The sequence below is a fragment of the Streptomyces cadmiisoli genome, from assembly GCF_003261055.1.
In the GTDB taxonomy this organism is placed as follows: domain Bacteria; phylum Actinomycetota; class Actinomycetes; order Streptomycetales; family Streptomycetaceae; genus Streptomyces; species Streptomyces cadmiisoli.
This window is the reverse complement of sequence record NZ_CP030073.1, coordinates 4,461,549-4,482,845: the sequence shown is the minus strand read 5'-3', so window position 1 is coordinate 4,482,845 and position 21,297 is coordinate 4,461,549. Positions and strand designations below refer to the sequence as shown.

22 protein-coding genes are annotated in these 21,297 nt (G+C 74.6%); 14 read left to right on the top strand and 8 right to left on the bottom strand.

Annotated features, from left to right (window positions below):
• Position 1 precedes the first annotated feature (1 nt).
• On the top strand, positions 2–2,593 hold the full coding sequence (locus DN051_RS19275) for a vWA domain-containing protein (RefSeq protein ID WP_112439159.1): 2,592 nt from the start codon (positions 2–4) through the stop codon (positions 2,591–2,593).
• The gene (locus DN051_RS19270) at positions 2,593–3,945 is read left to right on the top strand and encodes an extracellular solute-binding protein (protein WP_053756658.1); all 1,353 of its coding nucleotides are present in this window, start codon (positions 2,593–2,595) and stop codon (positions 3,943–3,945) included. Before DN051_RS19275 ends, DN051_RS19270 begins: the two co-directional genes overlap by 1 nt.
• Before the next feature lie 10 nt (positions 3,946–3,955).
• On the opposite strand, the gene DN051_RS19265 is transcribed toward DN051_RS19270, so the two are convergent.
• Positions 3,956–5,305, bottom strand: coding sequence for a helix-turn-helix domain-containing protein (locus DN051_RS19265; protein WP_053756657.1), 1,350 nt, complete (start codon positions 5,303–5,305; stop codon positions 3,956–3,958).
• A 141-nt stretch (positions 5,306–5,446) separates the two neighbouring features.
• Here DN051_RS19265 and DN051_RS19260 point away from each other — a divergent pair, with 141 nt between their 5' ends.
• Together DN051_RS19260 and DN051_RS19255 are read left to right on the top strand one after the other, a co-directional pair.
• Positions 5,447–5,656 carry a hypothetical protein gene (locus tag DN051_RS19260; protein ID WP_112439158.1) on the top strand — a complete coding sequence of 70 codons (210 nt, stop codon included), beginning with the start codon at positions 5,447–5,449 and terminating at the stop codon, positions 5,654–5,656.
• Between the two features lie 88 nt (positions 5,657–5,744).
• The gene (locus DN051_RS19255) at positions 5,745–6,476 is read left to right on the top strand and encodes a GAF and ANTAR domain-containing protein (protein WP_053756655.1); all 732 of its coding nucleotides are present in this window, start codon (positions 5,745–5,747) and stop codon (positions 6,474–6,476) included.
• Between the two features lie 18 nt (positions 6,477–6,494).
• On the opposite strand, the gene DN051_RS19250 is transcribed toward DN051_RS19255, so the two are convergent.
• Positions 6,495–7,277 (bottom strand): hypothetical protein, encoded by a 783-nt coding sequence (locus DN051_RS19250; protein ID WP_112439157.1) that lies wholly within the window; start codon positions 7,275–7,277, stop codon positions 6,495–6,497.
• Positions 7,278–7,503: 226 nt separating this feature from the next.
• Positions 7,504–8,040 carry a DUF2269 domain-containing protein gene (locus DN051_RS19245; RefSeq protein WP_107093793.1) on the bottom strand — a complete coding sequence of 179 codons (537 nt, stop codon included), beginning with the start codon at positions 8,038–8,040 and terminating at the stop codon, positions 7,504–7,506.
• 280 nt (positions 8,041–8,320) lie between these two features.
• Here DN051_RS19245 and thrS point away from each other — a divergent pair, with 280 nt between their 5' ends.
• The 4 genes from thrS (at position 8,321) to grpE (ending at position 12,902) form a co-directional block, all read left to right on the top strand.
• Positions 8,321–9,541, top strand: coding sequence for a threonine--tRNA ligase (thrS, locus tag DN051_RS19240; protein ID WP_053756652.1), 1,221 nt, complete (start codon positions 8,321–8,323; stop codon positions 9,539–9,541).
• Between the two features lie 53 nt (positions 9,542–9,594).
• Positions 9,595–10,554: a nucleoside hydrolase gene (locus DN051_RS19235; protein WP_112439156.1), complete on the top strand. Its 960-nt coding sequence runs from the start codon at positions 9,595–9,597 to the stop codon at positions 10,552–10,554.
• 159 nt (positions 10,555–10,713) lie between these two features.
• Positions 10,714–12,369 carry a glycoside hydrolase family 13 protein gene (locus DN051_RS19230; RefSeq protein WP_246041075.1) on the top strand — a complete coding sequence of 552 codons (1,656 nt, stop codon included), beginning with the start codon at positions 10,714–10,716 and terminating at the stop codon, positions 12,367–12,369.
• An 86-nt stretch (positions 12,370–12,455) separates the two neighbouring features.
• Complete coding sequence (gene grpE, locus DN051_RS19225) at positions 12,456–12,902, top strand: nucleotide exchange factor GrpE (protein WP_112439154.1); 447 nt, start codon at positions 12,456–12,458, stop codon at positions 12,900–12,902.
• Between the two features lie 105 nt (positions 12,903–13,007).
• Here grpE and DN051_RS19220 read toward each other — a convergent pair whose 3' ends face one another.
• Positions 13,008–13,508 carry an FxLYD domain-containing protein gene (locus DN051_RS19220; RefSeq protein ID WP_213084367.1) on the bottom strand — a complete coding sequence of 167 codons (501 nt, stop codon included), beginning with the start codon at positions 13,506–13,508 and terminating at the stop codon, positions 13,008–13,010.
• 259 nt (positions 13,509–13,767) lie between these two features.
• On the opposite strand from DN051_RS19220, the gene DN051_RS19215 reads away from it, so the two are divergent.
• Together DN051_RS19215 and DN051_RS19210 are read left to right on the top strand one after the other, a co-directional pair.
• Positions 13,768–14,241 (top strand): DUF7144 family membrane protein, encoded by a 474-nt coding sequence (locus tag DN051_RS19215; protein WP_053756648.1) that lies wholly within the window; start codon positions 13,768–13,770, stop codon positions 14,239–14,241.
• A gap of 109 nt (positions 14,242–14,350) precedes the next feature.
• Complete coding sequence (locus DN051_RS19210) at positions 14,351–16,207, top strand: hypothetical protein (protein WP_112439153.1); 1,857 nt, start codon at positions 14,351–14,353, stop codon at positions 16,205–16,207.
• 267 nt (positions 16,208–16,474) lie between these two features.
• Here the strand turns inward: DN051_RS19210 and DN051_RS19205 are convergent, their stop codons facing one another.
• Complete coding sequence (locus DN051_RS19205) at positions 16,475–17,251, bottom strand: SCO2400 family protein (protein ID WP_246041073.1); 777 nt, start codon at positions 17,249–17,251, stop codon at positions 16,475–16,477.
• 135 nt (positions 17,252–17,386) lie between these two features.
• Positions 17,387–17,938 carry a tellurite resistance TerB family protein gene (locus DN051_RS19200; protein WP_079000313.1) on the bottom strand — a complete coding sequence of 184 codons (552 nt, stop codon included), beginning with the start codon at positions 17,936–17,938 and terminating at the stop codon, positions 17,387–17,389.
• 256 nt (positions 17,939–18,194) lie between these two features.
• Here DN051_RS19200 and DN051_RS19195 point away from each other — a divergent pair, with 256 nt between their 5' ends.
• The 4 genes from DN051_RS19195 to DN051_RS19180 are packed head-to-tail and all read left to right on the top strand — an operon-like array spanning position 18,195 to position 20,254.
• Positions 18,195–18,578 carry a hypothetical protein gene (locus tag DN051_RS19195; protein WP_053756645.1) on the top strand — a complete coding sequence of 128 codons (384 nt, stop codon included), beginning with the start codon at positions 18,195–18,197 and terminating at the stop codon, positions 18,576–18,578.
• Positions 18,575–19,294 carry a class F sortase gene (locus DN051_RS19190; protein WP_112439152.1) on the top strand — a complete coding sequence of 240 codons (720 nt, stop codon included), beginning with the start codon at positions 18,575–18,577 and terminating at the stop codon, positions 19,292–19,294. Before DN051_RS19195 ends, DN051_RS19190 begins: the two co-directional genes overlap by 4 nt.
• Entirely contained in the window at positions 19,291–19,782 is a 492-nt protein-coding gene (locus tag DN051_RS19185) for an RNA polymerase sigma factor (RefSeq protein WP_053756644.1), read from the top strand. Before DN051_RS19190 ends, DN051_RS19185 begins: the two co-directional genes overlap by 4 nt.
• Positions 19,766–20,254 (top strand): hypothetical protein, encoded by a 489-nt coding sequence (locus tag DN051_RS19180; RefSeq protein WP_112439151.1) that lies wholly within the window; start codon positions 19,766–19,768, stop codon positions 20,252–20,254. The genes DN051_RS19185 and DN051_RS19180 overlap by 17 nt, the downstream gene beginning before the upstream one ends.
• 21 nt (positions 20,255–20,275) lie before the next feature.
• Here the strand turns inward: DN051_RS19180 and DN051_RS19175 are convergent, their stop codons facing one another.
• Together DN051_RS19175 and DN051_RS45100 are read right to left on the bottom strand one after the other, a co-directional pair.
• Complete coding sequence (locus DN051_RS19175; RefSeq protein ID WP_246041066.1) at positions 20,276–20,992, bottom strand: DUF2637 domain-containing protein; 717 nt, start codon at positions 20,990–20,992, stop codon at positions 20,276–20,278.
• Entirely contained in the window at positions 20,982–21,233 is a 252-nt protein-coding gene (locus DN051_RS45100; protein WP_159053892.1) for a hypothetical protein, read from the bottom strand. The genes DN051_RS19175 and DN051_RS45100 overlap by 11 nt, the downstream gene beginning before the upstream one ends.
• Positions 21,234–21,297: the final 64 nt, after the last annotated feature.

Genomic DNA, 21,297 nt, shown 5'->3' with positions numbered 1-21,297 from the left:
GGTGACCCGTTTCGACCCGCGGGGGCGGAAGAACCGGGCGCTGCTGGTGGGTGTCTCCGCGTACGACTTCACCGAGCCGCCGCACGGGGTGCCGGGCCCGCTGCCGGCCGTCGGGCACAACCTGGACCGGCTCTCGGACGTACTGGCCGCGGGCCGGGTGTTCGCCGAGGACGAGGTGACGGTCGCCCGGTCGCCGTCCCTGGACGACTTCGACCGCGCGCTGCGCACCGCGGCCGAGGAGGCCGAGGGCCTGCTCCTGCTGTACTTCGCCGGGCACGGCGCGATTCCCAGCGCGGGTGACGAGCTGTTCCTCCAGATGCGCAACGCGAGCGTGATCGCGGGCGGGCACGCCGTCTTCCCCGGCGCGGAGATGTTCACCACCGTGCTGACCTGGCTGGCCAGCAGTCCGGCCGAGCGGATCGTGGTGGTCCTCGACTGCTGCTTCGCGGGCAACGCCGGCTGGATATGGGAGACCTTCCGGGACAAGCGGCGCGTACTGCTGCTGATGAGCGTGCAGGCCAACCACCGCATCGACGCGGGCGACGCACGGACACCGACGCCGTTCACCGGACAGCTGCTGGACCTGCTGGACGTGCCGGGCGAGCTGGGCTTTTGCGAGCTGTCGGACGGGCTGCGCGCCCGGATGGCCGAGGGCCGCCTGGAGACCCTGCGCGGCGAGCCCTGGACCCCGCAGAGCCGGACCGAACCCGACGAGGACGTGCTGCTGTCGGCCCGCGGCCCCGCCCCGGCGGCCGGCGGACCCGGCACCCCGGACCCGCCGGGGCAGGAACGCCCCACCCCGTCGGCGCGCGAGCCGACCGGCGGACGGCCTGCCGGCCCGCGGCCCGGCCCCGCCCGCCGCCGGGTTCGCCTCCCTCGCCCGGTACGGGCCGGGCGCCGCGCCGGCACGGTGGCGGCCGTCCTCCTCATCGCGGCCGCCCTGGGCCTCGGCATCCACGGTCTGCTGGGCCTGGTGGGCGGGTCCGCTCCGTGCGCGCCGGCGCTCGAACTGCGCGTCCTGACCGATCCCGACCTGGAGGCGACGGTCGGCGCGGCGGCCGAGGCGTATCTGACGTCGGATCGGAACACCGGCGACGACGGCTGCCGGCGCAGCGGCATCACCGTCTACAGCGCGGGCTCCGCCGACGCGGTCACCGCGCTGCGCCGCGAGTCCGGCGCCTGGCACGAGCCCCGCGAGGACCTCAACCCGCAGCGCGACATCGGTCCGCAGCCGGACGTCTGGATCCCCGCCACACTCGCGGACGTCGCCCGGGTCACCACCCACCAGGACACGGACGCCCTCGCCCGCCTGGAGCCGGACGACCGGCTGATCGCGTACTCCCCGATGGTGCTGGCGGTGCCGCGGGGCATGGGCGTCCTCTCGCTGGACGAACGGGCCGGACGCCCGCTCTCCGAGATGATCCGCGCCCTGCACGAGCGGCACCGGGACGCCGAGGTGCGCCGCCCGGACCCGGAGTTCGCGGACGGGGCGCTGCTCGCCACCACGGCGCTTTTCGGCCCGCCCGGCTCCGACCCGAGCCGGATCGAGCGGGAGATCGACCCCGGTGGCCCGCCCTCCCCCACGGCCGCCGACCTGATGTGCGCGCTGCCCGACGACGCCGCCGCCGACCGGCGCACCGCGGCCATCGTGCCGGAGTTCCTGATGCGCAGCGGCGTCGGCTGCGACCGGACGACGCGCACCCCGCGGCTCGCCCAGTACCCGGGCGACGTACCGGGCCTGGAGCCCGTGTTCGTCCGGGTGCGCTGGCAGGGCGCCGACCTCGACCGGTCCGCCCGGGACGACGCCGCCGGCGACTTCCGCGACTGGCTCACCGGGGACGGCGGAGAGGCCGTGTTCGCCGAGGCCGGGTTCCGCGCCCCGGACGGCAACCGTGCCCTGCTGGAGACGGACGGGAGGATTCCCGAGGGGGTGCTGCGGGCGCCGGCCCCGCTCGTCGAGTCCGCCGGGCGGGACGCGATGGAGACGGCGCTGAGGAAGTACCGCGACGCCCGCGGGCCCGGCCGGGTGCTGTTCCTGCTCGACAGTTCCGGTTCGATGGCCACGCGATGGGACGGTCCCAGCGGCGGGCCCGGACTGCTCGCGCAGTCCCTCGGCGGGCTCGGCGAGCGCGACGAGTACGGCGTGTGGGCGGTCGCGGGCACCGCCCCGGGACGCTCGTACGAGACGCTGCTGCCGTTCGGCCCGCACAGCCGCGGCAGCGCGCGGGAGGCGCTCGGCGGGCGGGCCCGGGTCCGGGACGCCGAGGCCGATCCGTACGCCGCCCTGCTCGCCGCGCTCGACGAGATGGCCGGCCGGGGCGCCGACGACGACCGGCCCCAGCTGATCGTCCACCTCACCGACGACGAGGACGCCGGCCGGCTGACCGGCGCGCGCCTCGACGACGTGCTGGACCGGGCGCGCTCCGCGAACGTGCCGGTCGCCACGGTGTCCCTGGTGAGCGGCGGCTGCGCGGCCGGAAAGCCGGGGGCGCGGATCTCCGCGGCGGCCGGTGGCCGCTGTCTGGACGCCGACGACGAACTCGGCGCCGGCCTGGCCGCCGAGGTGGCCCGCACCGGAACGGGGGAGGGCTGATGGCCCGCCGGCTGGCCGCGCTGCTGGTCCTGCTGCTGCTCGCCGGGTGCACCGGCGGCGGCGGTCCGGGCGCCGCGCCCTCGGCCGACGTGCAGGGCGACATCGTGGTCGCCAGCGGCCGGGACGTCACCGGCAGGAACGGCATCCGCCAGCAGCTGATCGACGTCTGGAACCGGCAGCAGGAGAAGGCGAACACCGGTTACCGCGCCCGGCTCGTGGAACTCCCCGGCAGCGCCGACGAACAGCGCAGCCAGCTCCTCGGCGCCCTCCAGTCCGGCAGCGCGTCCTACGACGTGGTGAACCTCGACGTGACCTGGGTGCCGGAGTTCGCCGCGGCCGGTCTGGTCCGCGCGCTGCCCGACGACGTGCTGGACTCCGACGTGATCGAGTCCGTCGCCGGTACGGCCCGATGGGACGGGCGCGTGTACGCGGCGCCCTTCAACAGCGACGTCGGTCTGCTCTACTACCGGCGCGACCACCTCCGGGACGGCGGCGTGCAGCGCACCGACCTGAGCGGCGGCCTCGACTGGCGGGAGCTGGAGGAACTGGTCAACACCCTGGACGAGCACCGGCCCGAGGGCTACGAGAAGGGCTGGACCACGCAGCTCGCCCCGTACGAGGGGCGCACCGTCAACGCCGTCGAGGCGTTCGCGTCCGCCGTGCCGGACCTCGCCCTCACCGACGGCGACGGCCGCTACCGGGCCACCGTCGCCCAGTTGACGGAGGGCGTCGCCGAGCTGCGCCGGCGCACCCAGGCGCCGTACCTCCTCCAGGACGCCGTCCACTCCGACGAGGCCGCGTCGATGGCGGACTTCGCCGAGGGCCGCACCACGTTCCTGCGGCACTGGCCGTACGCCTACGGCGCCCTGCACCAGTCGCTGACCGACGAGCAGCTAGGGGTGGCCCCGCTGCCCGGCCGGGCGGTGCTCGGCGGCCAGAACCTCGCGGTGGCCGAGGGCTCCCAGCGGTCGGCGAAGGCGGTCGAGCTGATCAAGTTCCTCACCGGCGAGGACAGCGAACGCTGCCTGCTGGACGCGGGGTTCGCGGCGACGCGGGTGTCGGCCTACACCGACGACTCGGTGCGCTGCACCGCGGCCCCCGGCTCGCCCTCGCCGTCCGGGGAGAGCGCCGACCGCATACCGCGCGACGCCGCGGGCCGCCCCGCCCACGCCGCCCGCATCCTGCTCCCGGCGCTGCGCCGGGCCGTGCAGCGTCCGCGCACCGCGCTGTACGGCGCGTTCACCCAGACCTTCACCGCGCGCCTGGGCGCGCTGTTCTCCGACCGCCCGCCGGGCGACGCCGCGCTGGCGGCGGACCTCGACGAGGCGCTGCGCAGGGCCCTGCCGGACTGAGCGCCCCCTCCTACAGGGGCGGTTGGGCGGGTGCGGGGCCCAGCGTGGTGGTGCCGGGGGCCGTACGGTGACCCAGGCCGGTGCGGTAGGCGTCCAGGGCCGCCTCCACCCGGCCGGTGCGGCGCAGCAGGTCGCCCAGGAGCCGGCACAGATCGGCCAGGTCACCGGCGGCACCCGCGCGTTCCAGCAGGCTGAGCGCCCGTACGTAGTGCTCCTCGGCCGCGTCCGTGTTCCGGGCGTCCTCCGCGATCCGGCCGAGCAGACGGTGCGCGGCGGCCGCGTGCACGGCGCCGCGCTCGGAGGACAGGTCCCCCAGCACGTCGCGCAGCAGGGTGCCGGCCTCGTCGGACTTGCCGCGCCGGTGCAGCACGTCCGCGAGCTCGACGGCGACCTGGCTGCTGTAGAGGGCGGCGCGCTTGGCGGACAGCATGGTCTGGGCGGCGCGCAGTTCCTCCTCGGCGCGCTCCAGCTGGCCGTTCTGGGCGTAGACGTAGCCGCGCATCCAGTGGCAGTTGGCGAGTTCCGTGCGGATCTGGAGCTGGCGGTACATCTCGGCGGCCTTGGCCAGCGAGGCGTCGGCCTCGGCGAGCCGGCCCTCGGCGACCAGGGTGCGGGCGACCTGGCGGTGCATCCGTGCCACCAGCGCCGGGTCGCCCGCCTGTGGCGCCAGGGCGAGCGCCACCTCCGCGGCCTGGGCGGCCCGCGCGTGGGCGCCCATGTCCATGTACGGGCCTATCGCGCTGGCGTAGAGCAGCAGCAGGGCGTCCGGGTCGTGCAGCCCGCCGCGGTTGAGTTCGTCGAGGGTGGATTCGAGGAGGTAGACCGCGTACCGCAGCTCCCCGGCCAGGTAGTGGGAGACGGCCCTGCCGCGCAGGGCGGGGACCCGGGCCGGCAGCGGGGCGTCGGCCTCGCTCAGCGCCTGTTCGGCGCGTTCGAAGTGGCGGCGGGCGGCGGTCAGGTCACCGGTGTCCAGACCGCACTCGCCGAGCCCCAGCAGCGCGGTGGCCCGCTCCTCCACCAGTCCGTACGTCTCCGCCTCCGCGAGCAGCGCGGCGTACAGGTCGGCCGCCTCCTGCGCCGCGCCCGTGGCGAGCGTGCGCTGCGCCTCGGTCAGCCGCAGCCGCAGATCGGTGGCGACATGGGCGGGGCGCCCCGTGGCCAGTTCGTCGAAGGCGACACCGAGCCGCTCGGCGAGATGCCGCAGCGCGGTGTCGGACGGGCGGACCCGGCCGGCCTCCAACGTGGAGATGTACGCGGGTGTGTAGGCGGGTTCCGCCAACTGCCGCTGGGTCAAGCCGCGCTCGTGCCGCAGCTGTTGCACTCTGCGTCCGATGGTCTCGGGGTCGTCCCGCTTAGCCATGTGCTTAATCATGCCAGTAAGTGGACTTACATCAGAGGCCGTTCAACTCTCCTTGTCCCTCTTCCGATCCGGGGCCCCGACCCCCTAGGTTAGGAAGGAGATTAAGGCCGCTTAATCCGTCGCTGTCGTTGCGAGGTTGCCGTGCCCGGACCCGGCTCCGCCCCCCACGGACGCCCTTCGGCCCGTTACGCCAGGGCGGCCGCCGCCGCCGTCGTCGCGGTCGCCGCGCTGATCACCGCGGCCAACGCGGGCCCGGCGCGCGCGACCGAACCGGAACCCGTACCGACGGTCGGCCAGGTCCGGCCCGGTCAGGGAGCGACGGCGCCGCACGAGCCGGGGCGCCCCGGGTAGCGGCGGTTTCGGGTCAGCCCTCAGGGGTAGTCGGCCCTCGTTTCCGTGCGGGTGGCGGTGTCGCGCCGTCAACTCGCCGGAGGAGGGAGTGACCGTGCGGCCCTGGGACGAACCGGACCGGGCGTGGGCCGCCGACGCGATCGCCGAAGGGGTCCGGGGCGCCGGTCCCGGGGAGATCCCGAAGAGGCTGTGCCATGTCGCGGTCCGGCTGCTGCCGGTGAGCGGCGCGAGTGTGTCGTTGTGCAGCGGAGGCATGCCCGTGCCGCTCGGCGCCGGCGACGAGCGGGCCGCCCTGCTGATGGAGATCCAGGCCACCCTCGGCGACGGACCCTGTCTGCACGCCGCCCGCACCGGCGCGCCCGTGATCGCCGCCGACCTGTCCGGCCGGGACGCGCACCGCTGGCCGGTCTTCGCCCAGCAGGCCACCGCGGCCGGCGTACGGGCCGTCTACGCGCTGCCCCTCGGGGACAGCGGCGGATGCGTGGGCACCCTCGACCTGTACCGCGACACCCCCGGTGTGCTCAGCACCCGTGAACTGCACACCGCGACCCTGATGGCGGGGGTCATGACGGTCGCCCTGTCGGCGCTGCCGACCGATGACCCGACCGGCAGCCGGACCGTCGACGGGTTCTGGCTGAGCGAACTGGCCACCGAGCACGACGAGGTGCACCAGGCCATCGGCATGATCATGGCCCAGCTGGGCGTCGCCTCCGACGAGGCGCTGGCCCGGCTGCGCGGGCACGCGTTCGCGCGCGGCCTGACCGTGCTGGACGTGGCACACGAGGTGGTGGCACACCGGGAACGCTTCGAGCGGGACTGAGCCGTTCCTTCCGGGGGCTCACACCTCGGCCCTGGCCTGCTTTCTGACCTCCGCGAGCCGTTGCGCGCCCAGCTCGGTCACCCCGGTGGTGATCTCGTTGTACACCTCGCCGAGCCCGCCGTTGGTGAGGGTCAAGGCGTCCACGCCCACCCGGACCGCGGCGACGTCCACGGTGAGGACGCTGGGTTCGTCGGCCTGCTCGCCGGTGAGCACGACCCGCAGGCCCTGCCGCGCGTCCCCGACCTCGGGCAGCTCGGCCTCGAAGACCTCGACCTCCTGTGTGGCGCCACCGGCCGTGACCGCCGTGAACGTCCCGCACTTCTCCGGCAGCGTCTTCAGCCACGCCAGCGTCCGGTCCACGTCCGCGGGCCGCTGCGCGGTGACCTGGTAGCGCAGCTGGGTCTGCGCGTACCCGCCGTCCAGGCCGACCACCGCGCGGGCCGGGGCGCCGAGCAGTTCGTCGGTGTAGAGGCCTTCCAGGAGACGCTGGCAGTCCGGCCGGTCGTCCGGGGTCTTGGCCTTGAGGAGGCCGTCCCGCCAGGTCGCCGTCCCCTGCATCGGCGCCCAGGGCTCACCCAGGTCGACCTCCGTGATCAGCGCCGACCGGGCCTGGGCCTCGGTGAGGGCGGGCGACGCGGTGGCCGACGGGGGTGCGGTGACCGGGGCGGTGGCACCGCGCGAGGCGGGGGCGGCCCGCGGTGCCGTCCAGGACTGCATGCCGGAGCAGGCGCCCACCGTCAGCAGCGCACTCGTGGTGAGCGCGCCGGCCAGGAGGGTGCGGGCGGCCGGGAGTCGGGTCATCGGGGGGTGCCTCCAGGGAACTCCGACGGTGGTACGCCCACCGCACCACCGGCCCGGGCGCGGCACCAGCGCGCCGGGCCGTACGGGTGAGAGGCATAGGGGTGAGCGGCGGCCCGGTGACGAGCACCCGCTCCCGGACCCGCTCCCGTTCCTGCTCCCACCCGCACACTTCGCCCCGCCCCGCGCGGTCGCCCGGCGTCCCACCCACCGCGGGCGGCGGGCCGCTTCAGACCTTCTGGCGTGCGTCTGCGGTGTTCGCGGGTCGGCGGGCCGGGGCGTGCGGCCGTCGGCCGCGCCGGGTCGGGCCCCACGGCTTGAGGATCGAGATCACCGTCATGAAGACGTAGGCGGACAGCGAGACGACCGGTCCGAACAGGACGTCGCCGGCATCGGGCAGCGCCCCGCCCGCGGCCACGGCGTCGACCGCCGAGTCCACCCCGGGGCGCAGCGCGAAGACCGTGGCGGTGGTCGTGGCCAGGGTCAGCCAGAACTTGGTGAAGACCCATCGGTGGCGGGCCAGTCCCCACGCGGTGCCCAGCGAGAGCAGCAGTCCGCTCAGCAGGGTCAGGAACGCGACGGGGAGCAGGAGCCGGTCGGCGAACAGCTTCATGGCCCGGACGGAGGCCTCCACGGTCACCTCGGACCCGGTCGTGGTGGCGGTGATCCCGAGCGCGAGCAGTCCGAGCGTGAGCCCGAGCCAGCTCGCGGAGGCGGTGACATGGACGACGAGGGAGGCCCGGCGTGCGGGGCGGCTCAGTTTCACGTGAAACACCGTGCCGGGCCCGGATCGCCGGGGCATCCGACGGCGGGAGTAACCCCGTGTACTGGCCTCGGCGTACCCGCCGCCGGGCGAAAAGCCTTCGCGAGGCCGTTCGTCCCGCCTTACGGTTGTGGCATGAAGCGCGCCCATCCGTCTCCCACGACGACGCCGGAGAGAGTCCCGGCGCGCTGACCACTGGTCCGAAGTCGAAGCCCCGGGGCGAGAGCCCCGGGGCTTCGCCGTCCCCTCCGGTCCCTCGCCCCCGAACGAGGGAGGAACCCCCATGCACGACCACCGCCGTATCGGCCGTGAACTCGATCTGTTCGACACCGATCCGCTGATGGGAGCCGGACTGCCGTACTGGCTGCCGGACGGGGCCGTGGTGCGCCACACCCTGGAGGAGTACATCCGCGGGGTCGAACGCGCGGCCGGGTACCGGCATGTGTACTCGCCCGTCCTCGGCAAACGGGAGCTGTACGAGATCTCCGGCCACTGGTCCCACTACAGCGACGACATGTTCCCGCCGATGAGGCTGGGCGCCGAGGAGGTCGTCCTGCGTCCCAGCCTGTGTCCCCACCACGCCCTGATCTACCGCGCCCGCTCCCACAGCTACCGCGATCTCCCCCTGCGGATGGCCGAGGTGGGTGGCATGTACCGCTCGGAACCGTCCGGTGTGCTGGGCGGCCTCACCCGGGTCCGGGAGATCCACCTCAACGACGCGCATGTGTTCTGCACTCCGGACCAGGCGGTGGACGAGGCCCTCGGCGCGCTGGAGCTGATCCGCCGGGCCTACGACGACCTGGGCATCCGCGCTGCCCGCCACCGTCTCTCGCTCCCCGCCGACGGCGGCAAGTACGTGGCCGACCCGTCCCTGTGGCGCCGGGCGACCGCCCTGCTGCGCGAGGCACTCGACGCCGCCGGTCTGCGCTACGAGTCCGCGCCGGGCGAGGCCGCGTTCTACGGGCCCAAGATCGATGTGCAGATCGTGGACCCGGCGGGCCGGGAGTCCACCCTGTCGACCGTGCAGATCGACTTCCACCAGCCCGCCCGCTTCGATCTGCACTACATCGGCCCCGACGGGGCGAAGCACCGCCCCGTGATGGTCCACCGCAGCATCATCGGGAGCGTGGAACGGGCCGTGGCCCACCTCGTCGAGCAGCACGGCGGAGCGTTCCCGCCGTGGCTCGCGCCCGTGCAACTGGCGGTGCTGCCGGTGTCCGAGGCCCAGCGGGAGCGAGCCCGCTCGGTCGTGGAGCGGGCCCTCGCCCTGGGGCTGCGGGCCGAACTGCACGGCCCCGAGCAGGGCAGCCTCGGTGCCCGGATCCGGGCCGCGCGGCTGGTGCCGTACCAGGCGGTGATCGGGGCACGGGAGGCCGACGGCGACGAGGTGGCCGTACGGCTGCGGGACGGCCGCCGCCCGGGAGGCGTGCCCGACGGGGAGTTGCTTCGGGTGATCGCCGCGAGAGTCGAAATGCGGGGGACCGGACTGTGGGAGTCCGCGTAGGGTCACTGCGGTAGTCCGGGTCCGGAGGGGCCCGGCGAGAGGAGCGTGCGCACGTGAGCGGTCAGCCCATCCCGGTGATCATCGACTGCGACACCGGTGTCGACGACGCCCTCGCCCTGCTGTTCGCCGTACGGCACCCGGGCATCGATCTGCGGGCGGTCACCTGCGTCGCCGGGAACACGGACGTCGACGGCGTGGTCCGCAACACCCTCACCGTCCTCGAACAGGCCGGCGCGCCCGGCGTCCCGGTGGCCCGGGGCGCCGAACGCCCGCTGATCGAGACGGCGCGCTCCGCCCCCGTGCACGGCCACGACGGCATGGGCGACCTGGGTCTGCCGGCCCCCACCCGCCGGCCGGTGGACGTGGACGCGGTGACCCTGCTGCGCCGGGAGATCCTCGCCTCCCCCCGCCCCGTCACCCTCGTGCCCACGGCCCCCCTGACCAACATCGCGCTTCTGCTGCGCACGCACCCGGAGGTGACCCGCAACATCGAGCGGATCGTCTTCATGGGCGGCGCGGTCGCCACCGGGAACGCCACGCCGGTCGCCGAGTTCAACGTCTGGCACGATCCGGAGGCGGCGGCGGTGCTTCTGACGGCCGGGGTGCCGATCACGATGTACGGGCTGGACGTCTTCATGCGGGTCGTCGTGCCCGGCTCGGACGTGAGCCGCCTCCGGGCGAGTGCCGATCCCGGCACCCGGCTCGGCGGTGAACTGCTCGCCCATCGCGGCCCCGGCTCGGCCGAGGACCCGGCGGGCGGACTGGGCGACGCGGGTGCCCTCTGCGCGGTCGTCGACCCGGCCGGACTGACCACCGAGCCGCTGCCCGTCGAGGTGTCCCTGGCGCCGGGCCTCACCCGGGGCCAGACCGTCGTCGACCGCCGTCCCCGCCTCGGCAAGTCCGAGATCCACGGAGACAGCGGCCGACCGCTCCCGGTCGACGTGGCGTTGGACATCGACGAGGAGCGGTACGTGAAGCTGTGGCTGTCGGCGGTGGAGGGCCCGGCGCGGTAGCCCCCGCGCGGCGCCGCGCGGGCCGAGGCCCACCTCTGCCGCGCGGCGCCGTGCGGGCCGAGGTCCACCCGGCGCCGCGCGAGGCGAGGTTCACCTTTCCGGCCAACGGGACAGATTTCTCCTTGTCGCCCGCAAGCAGAGCCGATCAGAGGAGACCGAGTGAGCGCGCCCGACCTCTCCCCGAAGAACCCCGACTGGTGGCGCCAGGCCGTCATCTACCAGGTGTACCCGCGCAGCTTCGCCGACGCGGACGGCGACGGGCTCGGCGACCTCAAGGGCGTCACCCAGCGCCTGACCCATCTGGCCGCACTCGGTGCGGACGCCCTGTGGCTGAGCCCCTTCTACCCGTCGGAGCTGGCCGACGGCGGCTACGACGTCGCCGACCACCGCGACGTCGACCCGCGCCTCGGCACCCTCGACGACTTCGACGCGATGGTCGCAGAGGCGCACCGGCTCGGTCTGAAGGTCGTCGTCGACATCGTCCCCAACCACACCTCCCACCAGCACGTCTGGTTCCAGGAGGCGCTGCGCTCCGGTCCCGGCTCCGCCGCCCGCGACCGTTACGTCTTCCGCGACGGTCGCGGCGCCCGCGGCGAACTCCCGCCCACCGACTGGCAGTCCGTCTTCGGCGGCAGCGCCTGGCAGCGCGTGGCCGACGGGCAGTGGTACCTGCATCTGTTCGCGCCGCAGCAGCCCGACCTGCACTGGGGGAACGAGGAGGTCCGGGCCGACTTCCGGACCACCCTGCGGTTCTGGTCCGACCGCGGGGTCGACGGCTTCCGCGTCGATGTCGCCCACGCCCTGGCCAAGGACCTGACCGAGCCCCTGCGCGACCTCGGCGCCCCCGGCCTCGGCGACGAGGCGGCCCTCGCCTCCTTCGCGCCCGGCACCCACCCCTTCTACGACCGCGACGAGGTGCACGAGATCTACCGCGACTGGCGCAAGATCCTCGACGCCTACTCCCCGCCCCGCACGGCGGTCGCCGAGGCCTGGGTGCCCGGTGCCCGCCGCGCCCTGTACGCCCGGCCGGACGAACTCGGCCAGGCCTTCAACTTCGAGTACCTCCAGACCGGCTGGGACACGGACGAACTGCGCCGGGTGATCGCCGGATCGCTGGCCGAGGCCCGCGCGGCCGGCGCGTCCGCCACCTGGGTGCTGTCCAACCACGACGTCGTACGCCACACGTCCCGGCTGATGCTGCCGCCCGGCACGGACGACAACGCCTGGCTGCTGTCCGGCGGTCGCGCACCGGCGCTCGACGAGGCGGCCGGGCTGCGCAGGGCGCGGGCCGCGACGCTGCTGATGCTGGCGCTGCCCGGCTCGTCGTACCTCTACCAGGGCGAGGAGCTGGGGCTGCCCGAGGTCGCCGACCTGCCCACCGCCGTCCTCCAGGACCCGGTGTGGGAGCAGACCGGGCGGGTCCGCAAGGGCCGCGACGGCTGCCGCGTGCCGCTGCCCTGGACGACGACCGGCCCCTCGTTCGGCTTCGGCCCCGGCGGCGCCTGGCTGCCGCAGCCGACCGGTTTCGGGGCGTACGCCGTCCAGGCCCAGGACGGGGTGGAGGGCTCCACCCTGGAGCTGTACCGCCGGGCCCTGCGGCTGCGCCGCAAGCTGGTCGAGGGCGAGTCGCTGACCTGGGCCGAAGGCGGCCCGCCCGGAGTCCTGGAGTTCACCCGCTCGGACCGCTGGCGCTGTGTGGCCAACCTGTCCGGCGCACCCGTGCCGCTGCCGCCCGGGGAGCCGCTGCTGACCAGCGCGCCCCTGGAGCCGGACGGGCGGCTCGGCCCGGACACGACGGCGTGGCTCGGGCCCTGACCGGGCCGGCCCGGCCTTGACAAGCCGGGCCGGGCGACTTACCCAGGGCTCGTAGGAGATGTCGCTTCCGCGAGGAGGTGGTCCGCATGGCCGGGACACGGGCCCCGGGCGAGACCGTACGGGCGGAGCTGGCGGAGCGGACCGCCGACCTCCAGCGGGTGAAGGCCGAGTACGACAACTACCGCAAACGGGTCCGCCGGGACCGGCTGGCCGTACGGGAGGTCGCGGTGGCCAATGTGCTGCGCGAGCTGCTGCCGGTGCTGGACGCGGTGGAACGGGCGTGCGCGCACGAGCCGCCCACCCCCGGACTGCGGGACATCGCCGAGACCCTGGACGCACGGACCGGCGCGCTGGGCCTGGTGGCGTTCGGCGCGGTGGGTGACCCCTTCGACCCGGCCCGGCACGAGGCCCTGGCCCACGAGGTCTCCGCGACCGCCGCCCGCCCGGTCTGCACGGCGGTTCTCCGCCCCGGCTACCGGGTCGGCGACCAGTTGCTGCGGCCCGCCTGCGTGGAGGTCACCGGCCCGCGGTAGCGGCCCTGAGCCGACCACGACCGCTCGCGCGGGCCGTCGCCGAGCCCCGGTGGCCGCCGTCCCGCGTGCGGGTCACGACGTCCTCGACCCGCACGCCGGACCGTCTCAGTACCGCACGGCCCGTGCCACGTCCGCCTTCACCTGGGCGGGCAGTTCGTGGGTGCTGCGGGCGGTGGCCTTGCCGCTCTGACCGGCCGGCACGTCGGAGACGGTGACCACGACGGCGTCGCGCAAGTCACCGCTCTGGTTGGTGAAGTTGACCTGCACGGCGAAGGTCTTGCTGGAGTCCGTGGTGTTGCGGGCGGTGACCTCCACGGTGGTCCGGCCGTCGGCGGTCTTCGGGGCGGCGAGCGTGACGTCCTTAGTGACGTCGACGCCGCCCTTGATGTCCTCGATCTTCTGTCCCGCCTTCGCGGTCGCCGACGCCCATACGTCCGTGGCGCGCGAGGCGGCGGACGACGCGGCCGCGGCGGCCGACGACGCGGCGGACGCGGCGTCACCGACCCGCCCCGAGGGGGTGTTCTCGTCCGTGCAGCCGGCGATCCCGCCGCCCACGGCGACCACCATCGTCGCCACCATCGCCCACCGGGTTCGGTAACCGGCCATGTCGCCTCCCTTGACGCGTCCTGCCTCCAGTGAAGGCCCAGCAGCACCGCACCGCATCCGCCGCCACCCGGATGGCCCACGCCGCGTGGTGGCGGCCGGTACCGGCCCGGATCCTCGAAGCACACAGCCCTGTTGACGGCCACGCACGGCCGCCGGCCGAAGCCGGCGGACACGAACGGACGCCGACGCGCGGGAACCGACGCCGGCGGACGGACCGGACCGCCGACGGGGCGAAGGACGACAGAGACGGAGAACGGCCATGACCGAGCAGCCGCATCCCACCGAGCCGCCGGTCCGGGACAGCGCCCCCCGGGGCACCGCCCCGCCCTCCGCGGCCGGGCCCGGCACCCTCAGCGGGAGCCTCCACTTCGCTGGCATGCTGCTGGCCCTCAACGGTGTGCTGAGGATCTTCGAGGGCATCGCCGCGATCGCCGAGGACGACGTGTACGCCCGGATCGGCGCCTACATCTACGAGATCAACCTGACCGGCTGGGGCTGGATCCTGCTGATCCTCGGTGTCATCGGCGTCTTCGTCGGCTGGGGCGTCCTCCAGGAGGCCGGCTGGGCCCGCGTGGCCGGTGTCGTGCTGGCCGCCCTCGGCCTGATCGCGCAGTTCCTGTTCCTGCCCTACGCACCCCTGTGGTCCCTGATCCTGATCGCGCTCGATCTCTTCGTCATCTGGGCCCTGGCGGCGCACTGGCCGAAGAAGGGCCCCGCCGAACGCACCGCCTGAAACGGGCGCGGTCGGTAAGAATCTCGCCATCCCCGCCTGAATATGATCAGATTCATCGATCAATGGCTCCCTGGGGGGGAGCTTGTGTTCAAGCTTGCGGGAGTTGGGGATGGATCAGGTTTCCGCGCTGTCGCGCCGTCACCGCCTCGTGCGCGGTGCGGCCGCGCTGACCGTGGCGGCGTTCGGCGCCGGCGTCGCCCTTGCGGGCGCTCCGGCCGCGACCGCCGCCGACGGCGGTCCGGCACGGGCCGGCACGGCGTGCACGCCGACGGCGGGCTTCGAGGGATGCAGGCTGTTCGACTTCACGGGCGCCGCGGTGGACTTCCAGGTCCCCGCCGGTGTCACGGAACTCGACGTACGGGCCTGGGGGCAGGGCGGCACCGGCGGCTCCATGGCGAGCGGCGGCGCGGGCGGCCACGCGGCGGGCACCGTCTCGGTCACCCCGGGCGAGAAGCTGTCCGTGGCGGTCGCCGGACTGCGCTTCGGTGACGCCATCGGCGGCAAGGGCGGCGGCGGCTGGGCCGAGAACGGCGGCAGCAGCAGCGCCGTGCGCACCGGTGCCGGCAAGCCGCTGCTCGTCGCGGCCGGTGGCGGCGGGGCCGGCGGCGGTGTGTCGACGCACGGCGCTCGGGCCGGCGCCGGCGGTGCCGCGCGGGGCCAGGACGCGGGCGGCGAACTCGGCGGCAAGGGAGCCGAGGGCGCGACCGGCGGGGCCGGCGCGGGCGACGGTGCCGCGGGCGCCGACCACGCGGCCGGCGGCAAGGGCGGCGACGGCGGCAAGGGCACGGCCCGCGAGGGCGGCGGTGGCGGCGGCGCCGGGTACGCGGGCGGCGGAGGCGGCGCCGGAGCCGAGGGGAGCGAGGACGTCACCGGTGGCGGAGGCGGCGGTTCCAGCTACGCCGATCCCGACCGGGTGACCGACGTGCGGCTGCTGGGCGGCGACCGCTCGGCACCGCCCGCGAAGAACGACCCGTTCTGGGCCCCCGGTTCCGACCCGGTGACCTCCGGTGTCGCCGAGGGCGGCGTCAACGCGCCCGGCGGCGACGGACGCGTCGTCCTCCAGTGGGACACCGCCGCGATCACGGAACTGAGCCAGGTGTCCGGCGCCGACCAGACCGTGAGCCCCGGCGGCTTCTTCCAGCCGATGGCCGTCGTCGCCCGCGACAAGGACGGCGACCCGGTGGAGAGCGCCTCCGTGACGTACACGATCGAGGACCCGGACGGCCTCGGTGTGGTCTTCTCCGCCGGCGGCCGGGACGAACGCAGGACCGTGCTGACGACCGACGCCCAGGGCCGCGCCCGGTCGCCGTTCATCGACGCGACCGGCGCCGAGGGCGAGTTCAAGGTCCGGGTGGCGGTCCAGGGCGCCTCGACCGTGTTCACCGGCCGCGTGGAGGTGCTGAAGCACGTCGTCGCCGTCGTCTCCGGCGACGACCAGGAGGCCCGGCAGGGCGAGTCCTTCGACGAGGCGCTGCGGGTCCTGGTGACCGAGTCGGGCGCGCCCGTCGAGGGCAGGGCCGTGGAGTTCCGCGTCGAGGGCGACAGCGAGGACGGCCCCCGCTTCGAGGGCGAGGAGCAGTCCGTCCACGTCGAGACCGACGCCTCGGGCAAGGCCTCGGCGCCCGCCCTGGTGGCGGGCCGCGGCACGGGCACCTACACCGTCGTCGCGACGGTCGGCGGGGCATCGACCGGCTTCACGCTCGTCGTGCTGCCCGGCGCCGACCCGACGGACCCGGCGGAGCCGACCGATCCGGCCGGCCCGAGCGACCCGGCCGACGGCGGCACGGGCGGCACCGAGGGCACGAGCGGCGGCAACACCGCCGCTCCGGCGGGCGGCAGCCTGGCCGAGACCGGTACGGGCGCGCTCGGCACGCTGCTGGGCCTCGCCGCGGCCCTGGCGGCCGTCGGCGCCGCGGCCTGCCGCTTCGGCCCGCGCAGGAAGCAGCGCTTCCAGACCCGCGGCTGACTCACGCCGAACACCGAGCGGGCCCGGTCCTGACCGGGCCCGCTCGTGTTTCGGTACGAGGGCCGGCGTACCGGCCGCACCGCGGGACAACGGTCCGCGGTCCGGCGGCACGACGATTCGCGTCACGGCGGCAGAACGGTCCGCGCTGCGGCGGGACTTCGGCGGCGGTGGCCGGCGCAGCCGTGCGCTCCGGCCGCAATGCGCCGACGCCCTGCGCTCCGGCCCGTTACGCCGCCGGTGCCGTGCCGTCCGGTGCGATCCGCCCGCTCAGCCGAGGCAGATCACGAGCAGGCACAGTCCCGGGGACGACGGCGACGACGGAGGGGTCGACGGCGCGGGATCCGCCGGGCTGGTGCCCGGGTCGGTGTCGCCGCCGTCCGAGGGCGCGGACGGCTCGGCGGACGGTACGTCCGTGGCGGGTGTCGTCCCGTCGGAGGACGAGGAGTCGGTGTTCTGGCGCGGTACCAGCGGCAGTGACGGACGGACCGTCTCCGTCTGTGCGGTCGCACCGGTCGCACCGGTCGGGCTGGGAGTCGCGGCGGTGTCCTGCCGGGCGCGGTCGGCGGCACCGGACGAGGCGGCGGACCGCTCGCGCTCAGGGTCGGCCGCGGGAGGCGCGGTGGACGGCGACGTCCCCGGCAGCTCCACCGAGGGGAGCGAGGGACCGCCCGCCGGCCGCTCGGCCGCTCCGAGCCCGACCTCTTCCGGCGCTGTCGCGGCCTGCGCCCGGTCGCCGGAGTGCCGGTCCATCGCGGTGAAGGTGAGACCGCCGCCGACGAGCGCGACAGCGGTCGCGACCACGGCCTTGCGCCGGCTCTTCTTCCAGCGGGCGCGCTGACGGCGCCGCGCCGCGCGGCCCGGCGCGGATATCGCCTCGTCCGCCTCGGCGGGCGAGACGGCCTCGGGGTCGGGCTCCCGCGCGGGAGCGCGATCCGCCGGCACCGGGGCGATGTCGGGAGCGTAGGCGCCGCACCCCGGGCACACCAGGGCGCCGTTGAGATGCCGACGGCACGAGGAGCAGTAGTCCATCCGCCAGTAGTCCATCTGCGGTCTTCCTAGTCGACAGCGCCGATCGGCGAGCAACGCTAACGATGGATTCCACCGGCTGTGTGCAGTCCGTGTGACGCTCCTGCACAGATTCTCGGACCGCTCACGGCACCGCCCGCACCGCGAGCGGGGTCAGAGACCGAACTCCTGGGGCGACACCCCGAGTGCCGCGCACGCCTCGCGCAGGACCTGCTCCTCGGCCGGCGCGATGTATCCGTCCGCGCCGGCGACGACGAAGCCGGTCTGCACGACCGCCCTGGCCTCGGTCGGCTTCTTGGCCGCCTTGGCGATCTCCTGGAGGGCCTCCGCCTTGCCCTGCTGGAAGTTGAACGCCAGCTGGTCGACGTGCTTGTTGAAGCGCTGGCGCAGCTGCTCGGACGGGAAGTTCTGCAATACGTCGTTGTGCAGGATGAGCGATTCGACATGCTGCCGCTCGGCCGGGTCGACCTGGCCGTCGGCCGCCGCGACCAGGGCGCACATCGCCATGCTGGCGTCCCGGTAGGCGCCGCTCTTCAGCTCCGTCTTGAGCGAGGTGAGCTGGGACTTGAGCGTGCCCACCAGCTGCGCCCGCGACCCTCCGGACGATCCCGCACCCGGCCGCCCGTGTCCGCCGGAGCCGCGCGTTCCCTGCGACTGCTGCTGGAGACCCTTGGCCTGGTCCTTGATCCGATCCCACATCGCCATGCGTGCCACCTCGGCTTCAGCCCATGTCTTTCCGGTCGTCCGCGGCGTCGCGGACGTCCTCCTGCCAACGGCTCGCGGGGTCCCGGAGTTCCCCTGACGGCGCCTCAGGGCCGGTCACTCGGGTGAACCGCAGGTCAGAGCGGTGACACGACTTTGCCATCCCTTTACAACCCGCTCTGCGGCCGCGTCGTCTCTCCGCTCGATCCGTCACGCAGCCCGCCGCCCGCCGGCCGGGCCGACGAAAGAGAGCGACCCGATGCGCCGAACCGTCCTCAGCGCCGTGGCACTCGCGGCCACCGCCGTACTCGCCACCAGCGTGCCCGCGTTCGCCGACGACCCGAGCCCGGTCCCCAGCCCCACCGCCACCTCTCCCGGCACGGAGCCGGCCTCCCCCGCGCCGACCCGCCCGGCCCAGAGCGCCAGGCCGACCAGCGAGCGGACCACGGGCCCGGCCCCCAGCGCCGCCCCGTCCCGCTTGAAGGAGGGTCAGGTCTCCGTCGTCCCCGGCGGTGCGCCCGACACCGGGGTGGCCACCGAGTCCGGGAGCGACGCCGGGCTGATCGGCGGCGGTGCCGCGGCGCTGGCCGCGGGCGGCGCGGTGGTCCTCGTCGTACGCCGCCGGCGGGCGACCGGGGCATGACACCGCTCTCCAGGCGCGCCTTCGCCGCCGCGGCGGCGGCCTCGTTGCTCTCGGCCTGCGACGGCGGCGACCGGTCCGACCGGTCCGACCGGTCCGACCGGTCCGACCGGGCCGCCACGCGCGCCGCGGCGACGCCGTCCGCCGCCGAGCGGCGGGCGCGCCCCCTCGGCCGCTCGGTCCCGGTGCGGCTGCGGATCCCGGCCATCGGGGTCGACACCCCGGTGATGCGGCTGGGGTTGGCGCCGGACGGCACCGTGCAGGTGCCCCCGGTCACGGCGGACGACCGCGCGGGCTGGTACCGGTACTCGCCGACGCCGGGTCAGACCGGCCCGTCGGTCATCCTCGGCCACGTCACGGTCGGCGTCCACGGTGACGGCGTCTTCCGGGACCTGGCACGGCTGCGCCGGGGCGAGCGGATCGAGGCGCGACTGGAGAACGGCTCACGGGCCGAGTTCGCCGTGCGCGACGTACGCACGGTCGCCAAGGCGGACTTCCCGGCGGACGAGGTCTACGGGGACGTGGACCGCCCGGAGCTGCGTCTGATCACCTGCGGCGGCCCGCGCACCGGGGACGACGAGTACCGCGACAACGTCATCGTCTTCGCGGTGCTGACCTCCGGCACGTCCGACGTGACGGCACGGGGCCGGGCCGCGGAACGCGCGCAGCGCCGCCGGCGTCTTCCAAGGCGCGACCATCAGGAACCGGGAGAGCGTTGAAACGGTCCCGAGACGAGGCGGCGTCCGAGCTGTTCGCCGTGCTCTACCCGCGACTGGCCGGCTGGTGCCGCCGGCTGGTCGACGACGACGAGACGGCCCACGAGATCGCCTCGGAGGCGTTCACCCGGCTCTGGGCCCGCTGGACGTCCGTGGAGGAACCCCGCGGTTTCCTCTACGTCACCGCGGCCAACCTCGTCCGGGACCACTGGCGCAAGCTGGGGCGCGAGCGCAGGGCCGTGCGGCAGGTCACCTCGGAGGCCGCCGTGCGCCCCCACCCCGAGCAGGCCGATCCGTCGGTCCGGCTGCTGGTGCAGTCGCTGCCCGAGCGACTGCGCGTCCCGATCCTGCTGCACTACTACGCTGACATGCCGATCCGGGAGGTGTCCGTGCTCACCGGACGCAAGGAAGGAACCGTCAAGGCCGACCTCCACGCGGCCCGCGAACTGCTCCGCGTCCATCTGAGGAGAAGTCTTGACCACACGGTTTGACGACGGCCCGGAGTTCGGAGCCGACGACCCCCTCGCGGTCATCCTGCGGCCGCCGTCCGACCGCCTCGGCCCGCCTCCCGGCCGCTACGAGGCGATCCGCCGCGCCGCTGCCCGCCGCCGTCTGCTGCGTGCCGCCGTGGGAGCCGGCCTGACCTGTGCCGTCGCGGTGCTCGTCGCGCTGCCGCTGCACCTGGCGGCACCGGGCGTCCCCGCGTCGCCGGCCGTCCCCCTCGCCCCGCCCCCCGCGAGCGGTTCCGGCACCACCCCCGAGCCGTCCGTGTCGCCCACCGTTCCCCCGTCCTCCCCGACTCCCCCGTCGCAGCGTTCGTCCCCCGTCCCCTCCGCCTCCGCCAGCCCGTCCCCCAGCAGGCCCGGCCCGAGCCGCACCCACGGGAGGACCTCGGCGCGTGACGGATCGACGGACCCGGCGCCCGGTGTCGACGTGACGCGGGAGGCCGGTCCGCGGTCGTGAGGGCGCGACCGGCGGGCGGGTTCAGGTCTTGGGCTTGGCCCGGCTGCCCACCGCGTGCCGGGGGCGGCGCTTCGTCGGGACCTGTCCGACGAGTTCCCAGAAACACACCAGCGCGGTGACCGGCGGAATTCCGAAGATCACTAATGAGAGGACCGAGCGGGACGAGTGCCCGACGGACAGCGCCACGGCCATCGCGGAGGCGGCCAGGATGACGCACCAGGACCGGCGCGCGCTGCGGTGCTGGACGGTGGCCCGCAGGATGGACAGGGCCGCCACCAGCCACGGTCCGAACACCGTCATCGGCCACCACCGGGCGAACTCCGCGGGCAGTATGAGCGAGGCGATGGCGCGCAGTTGGTCGTAGGAGTAGGAGATGGACCAGCCGAGCATGCACACCGCGCTCAACGTGATGGCCGCGATCAGGAGCGTGACGTGGGTGACGCGCTGACCGCCGTCGAGGAAGTGGGAGTCCGGGTGGCGCCGCCGGTTGGTCCTGCGGTGCGGGCGCTCGGGGGCCGGCGGCCGGGCCGGCTCGGCGGTCCTGCCGGTCGTGGTGGACAGCATCTGGGCCAGTTCCTCGACCGGGTCCCAGTCGTTCGCCGGGATGTCCGGCTCCGGCATCCCGCCCCAGGTGTGCTGCGTCTCGAACGACGTGGTGTCGTACGCGTGCCGGCTCATCGCGTCATGGTCGGCTCCGAGCGTGAACTGGAAGTCGTGGAAGCCTGCTTCATCGCGCATCGCGGTCATTCGAAAACCCCTTCGCGCGCAGGTTCAGGATGCTCCGTCCGCAGTACGCATCCTGAGGATTTTCCGGGCCTACATGAGAACTGTCATACAGCCCCATCATCGCCCGAAGATATTCACTTTCCATCTGTCTGATCTTTTGATGGAAATCATCGAGCAGGTCCGAGCAGTGCTTGAGGCGCGCATCGGCGTCCGTGGGTTCCAGCCCATCGGTTTCATGCCTGGCAAGCTCCATGGCCGCATGCCCTTCCTTCCATCTCACGCACACCTAACGAGCCTCACGGGGGGTGAGGTGTCGG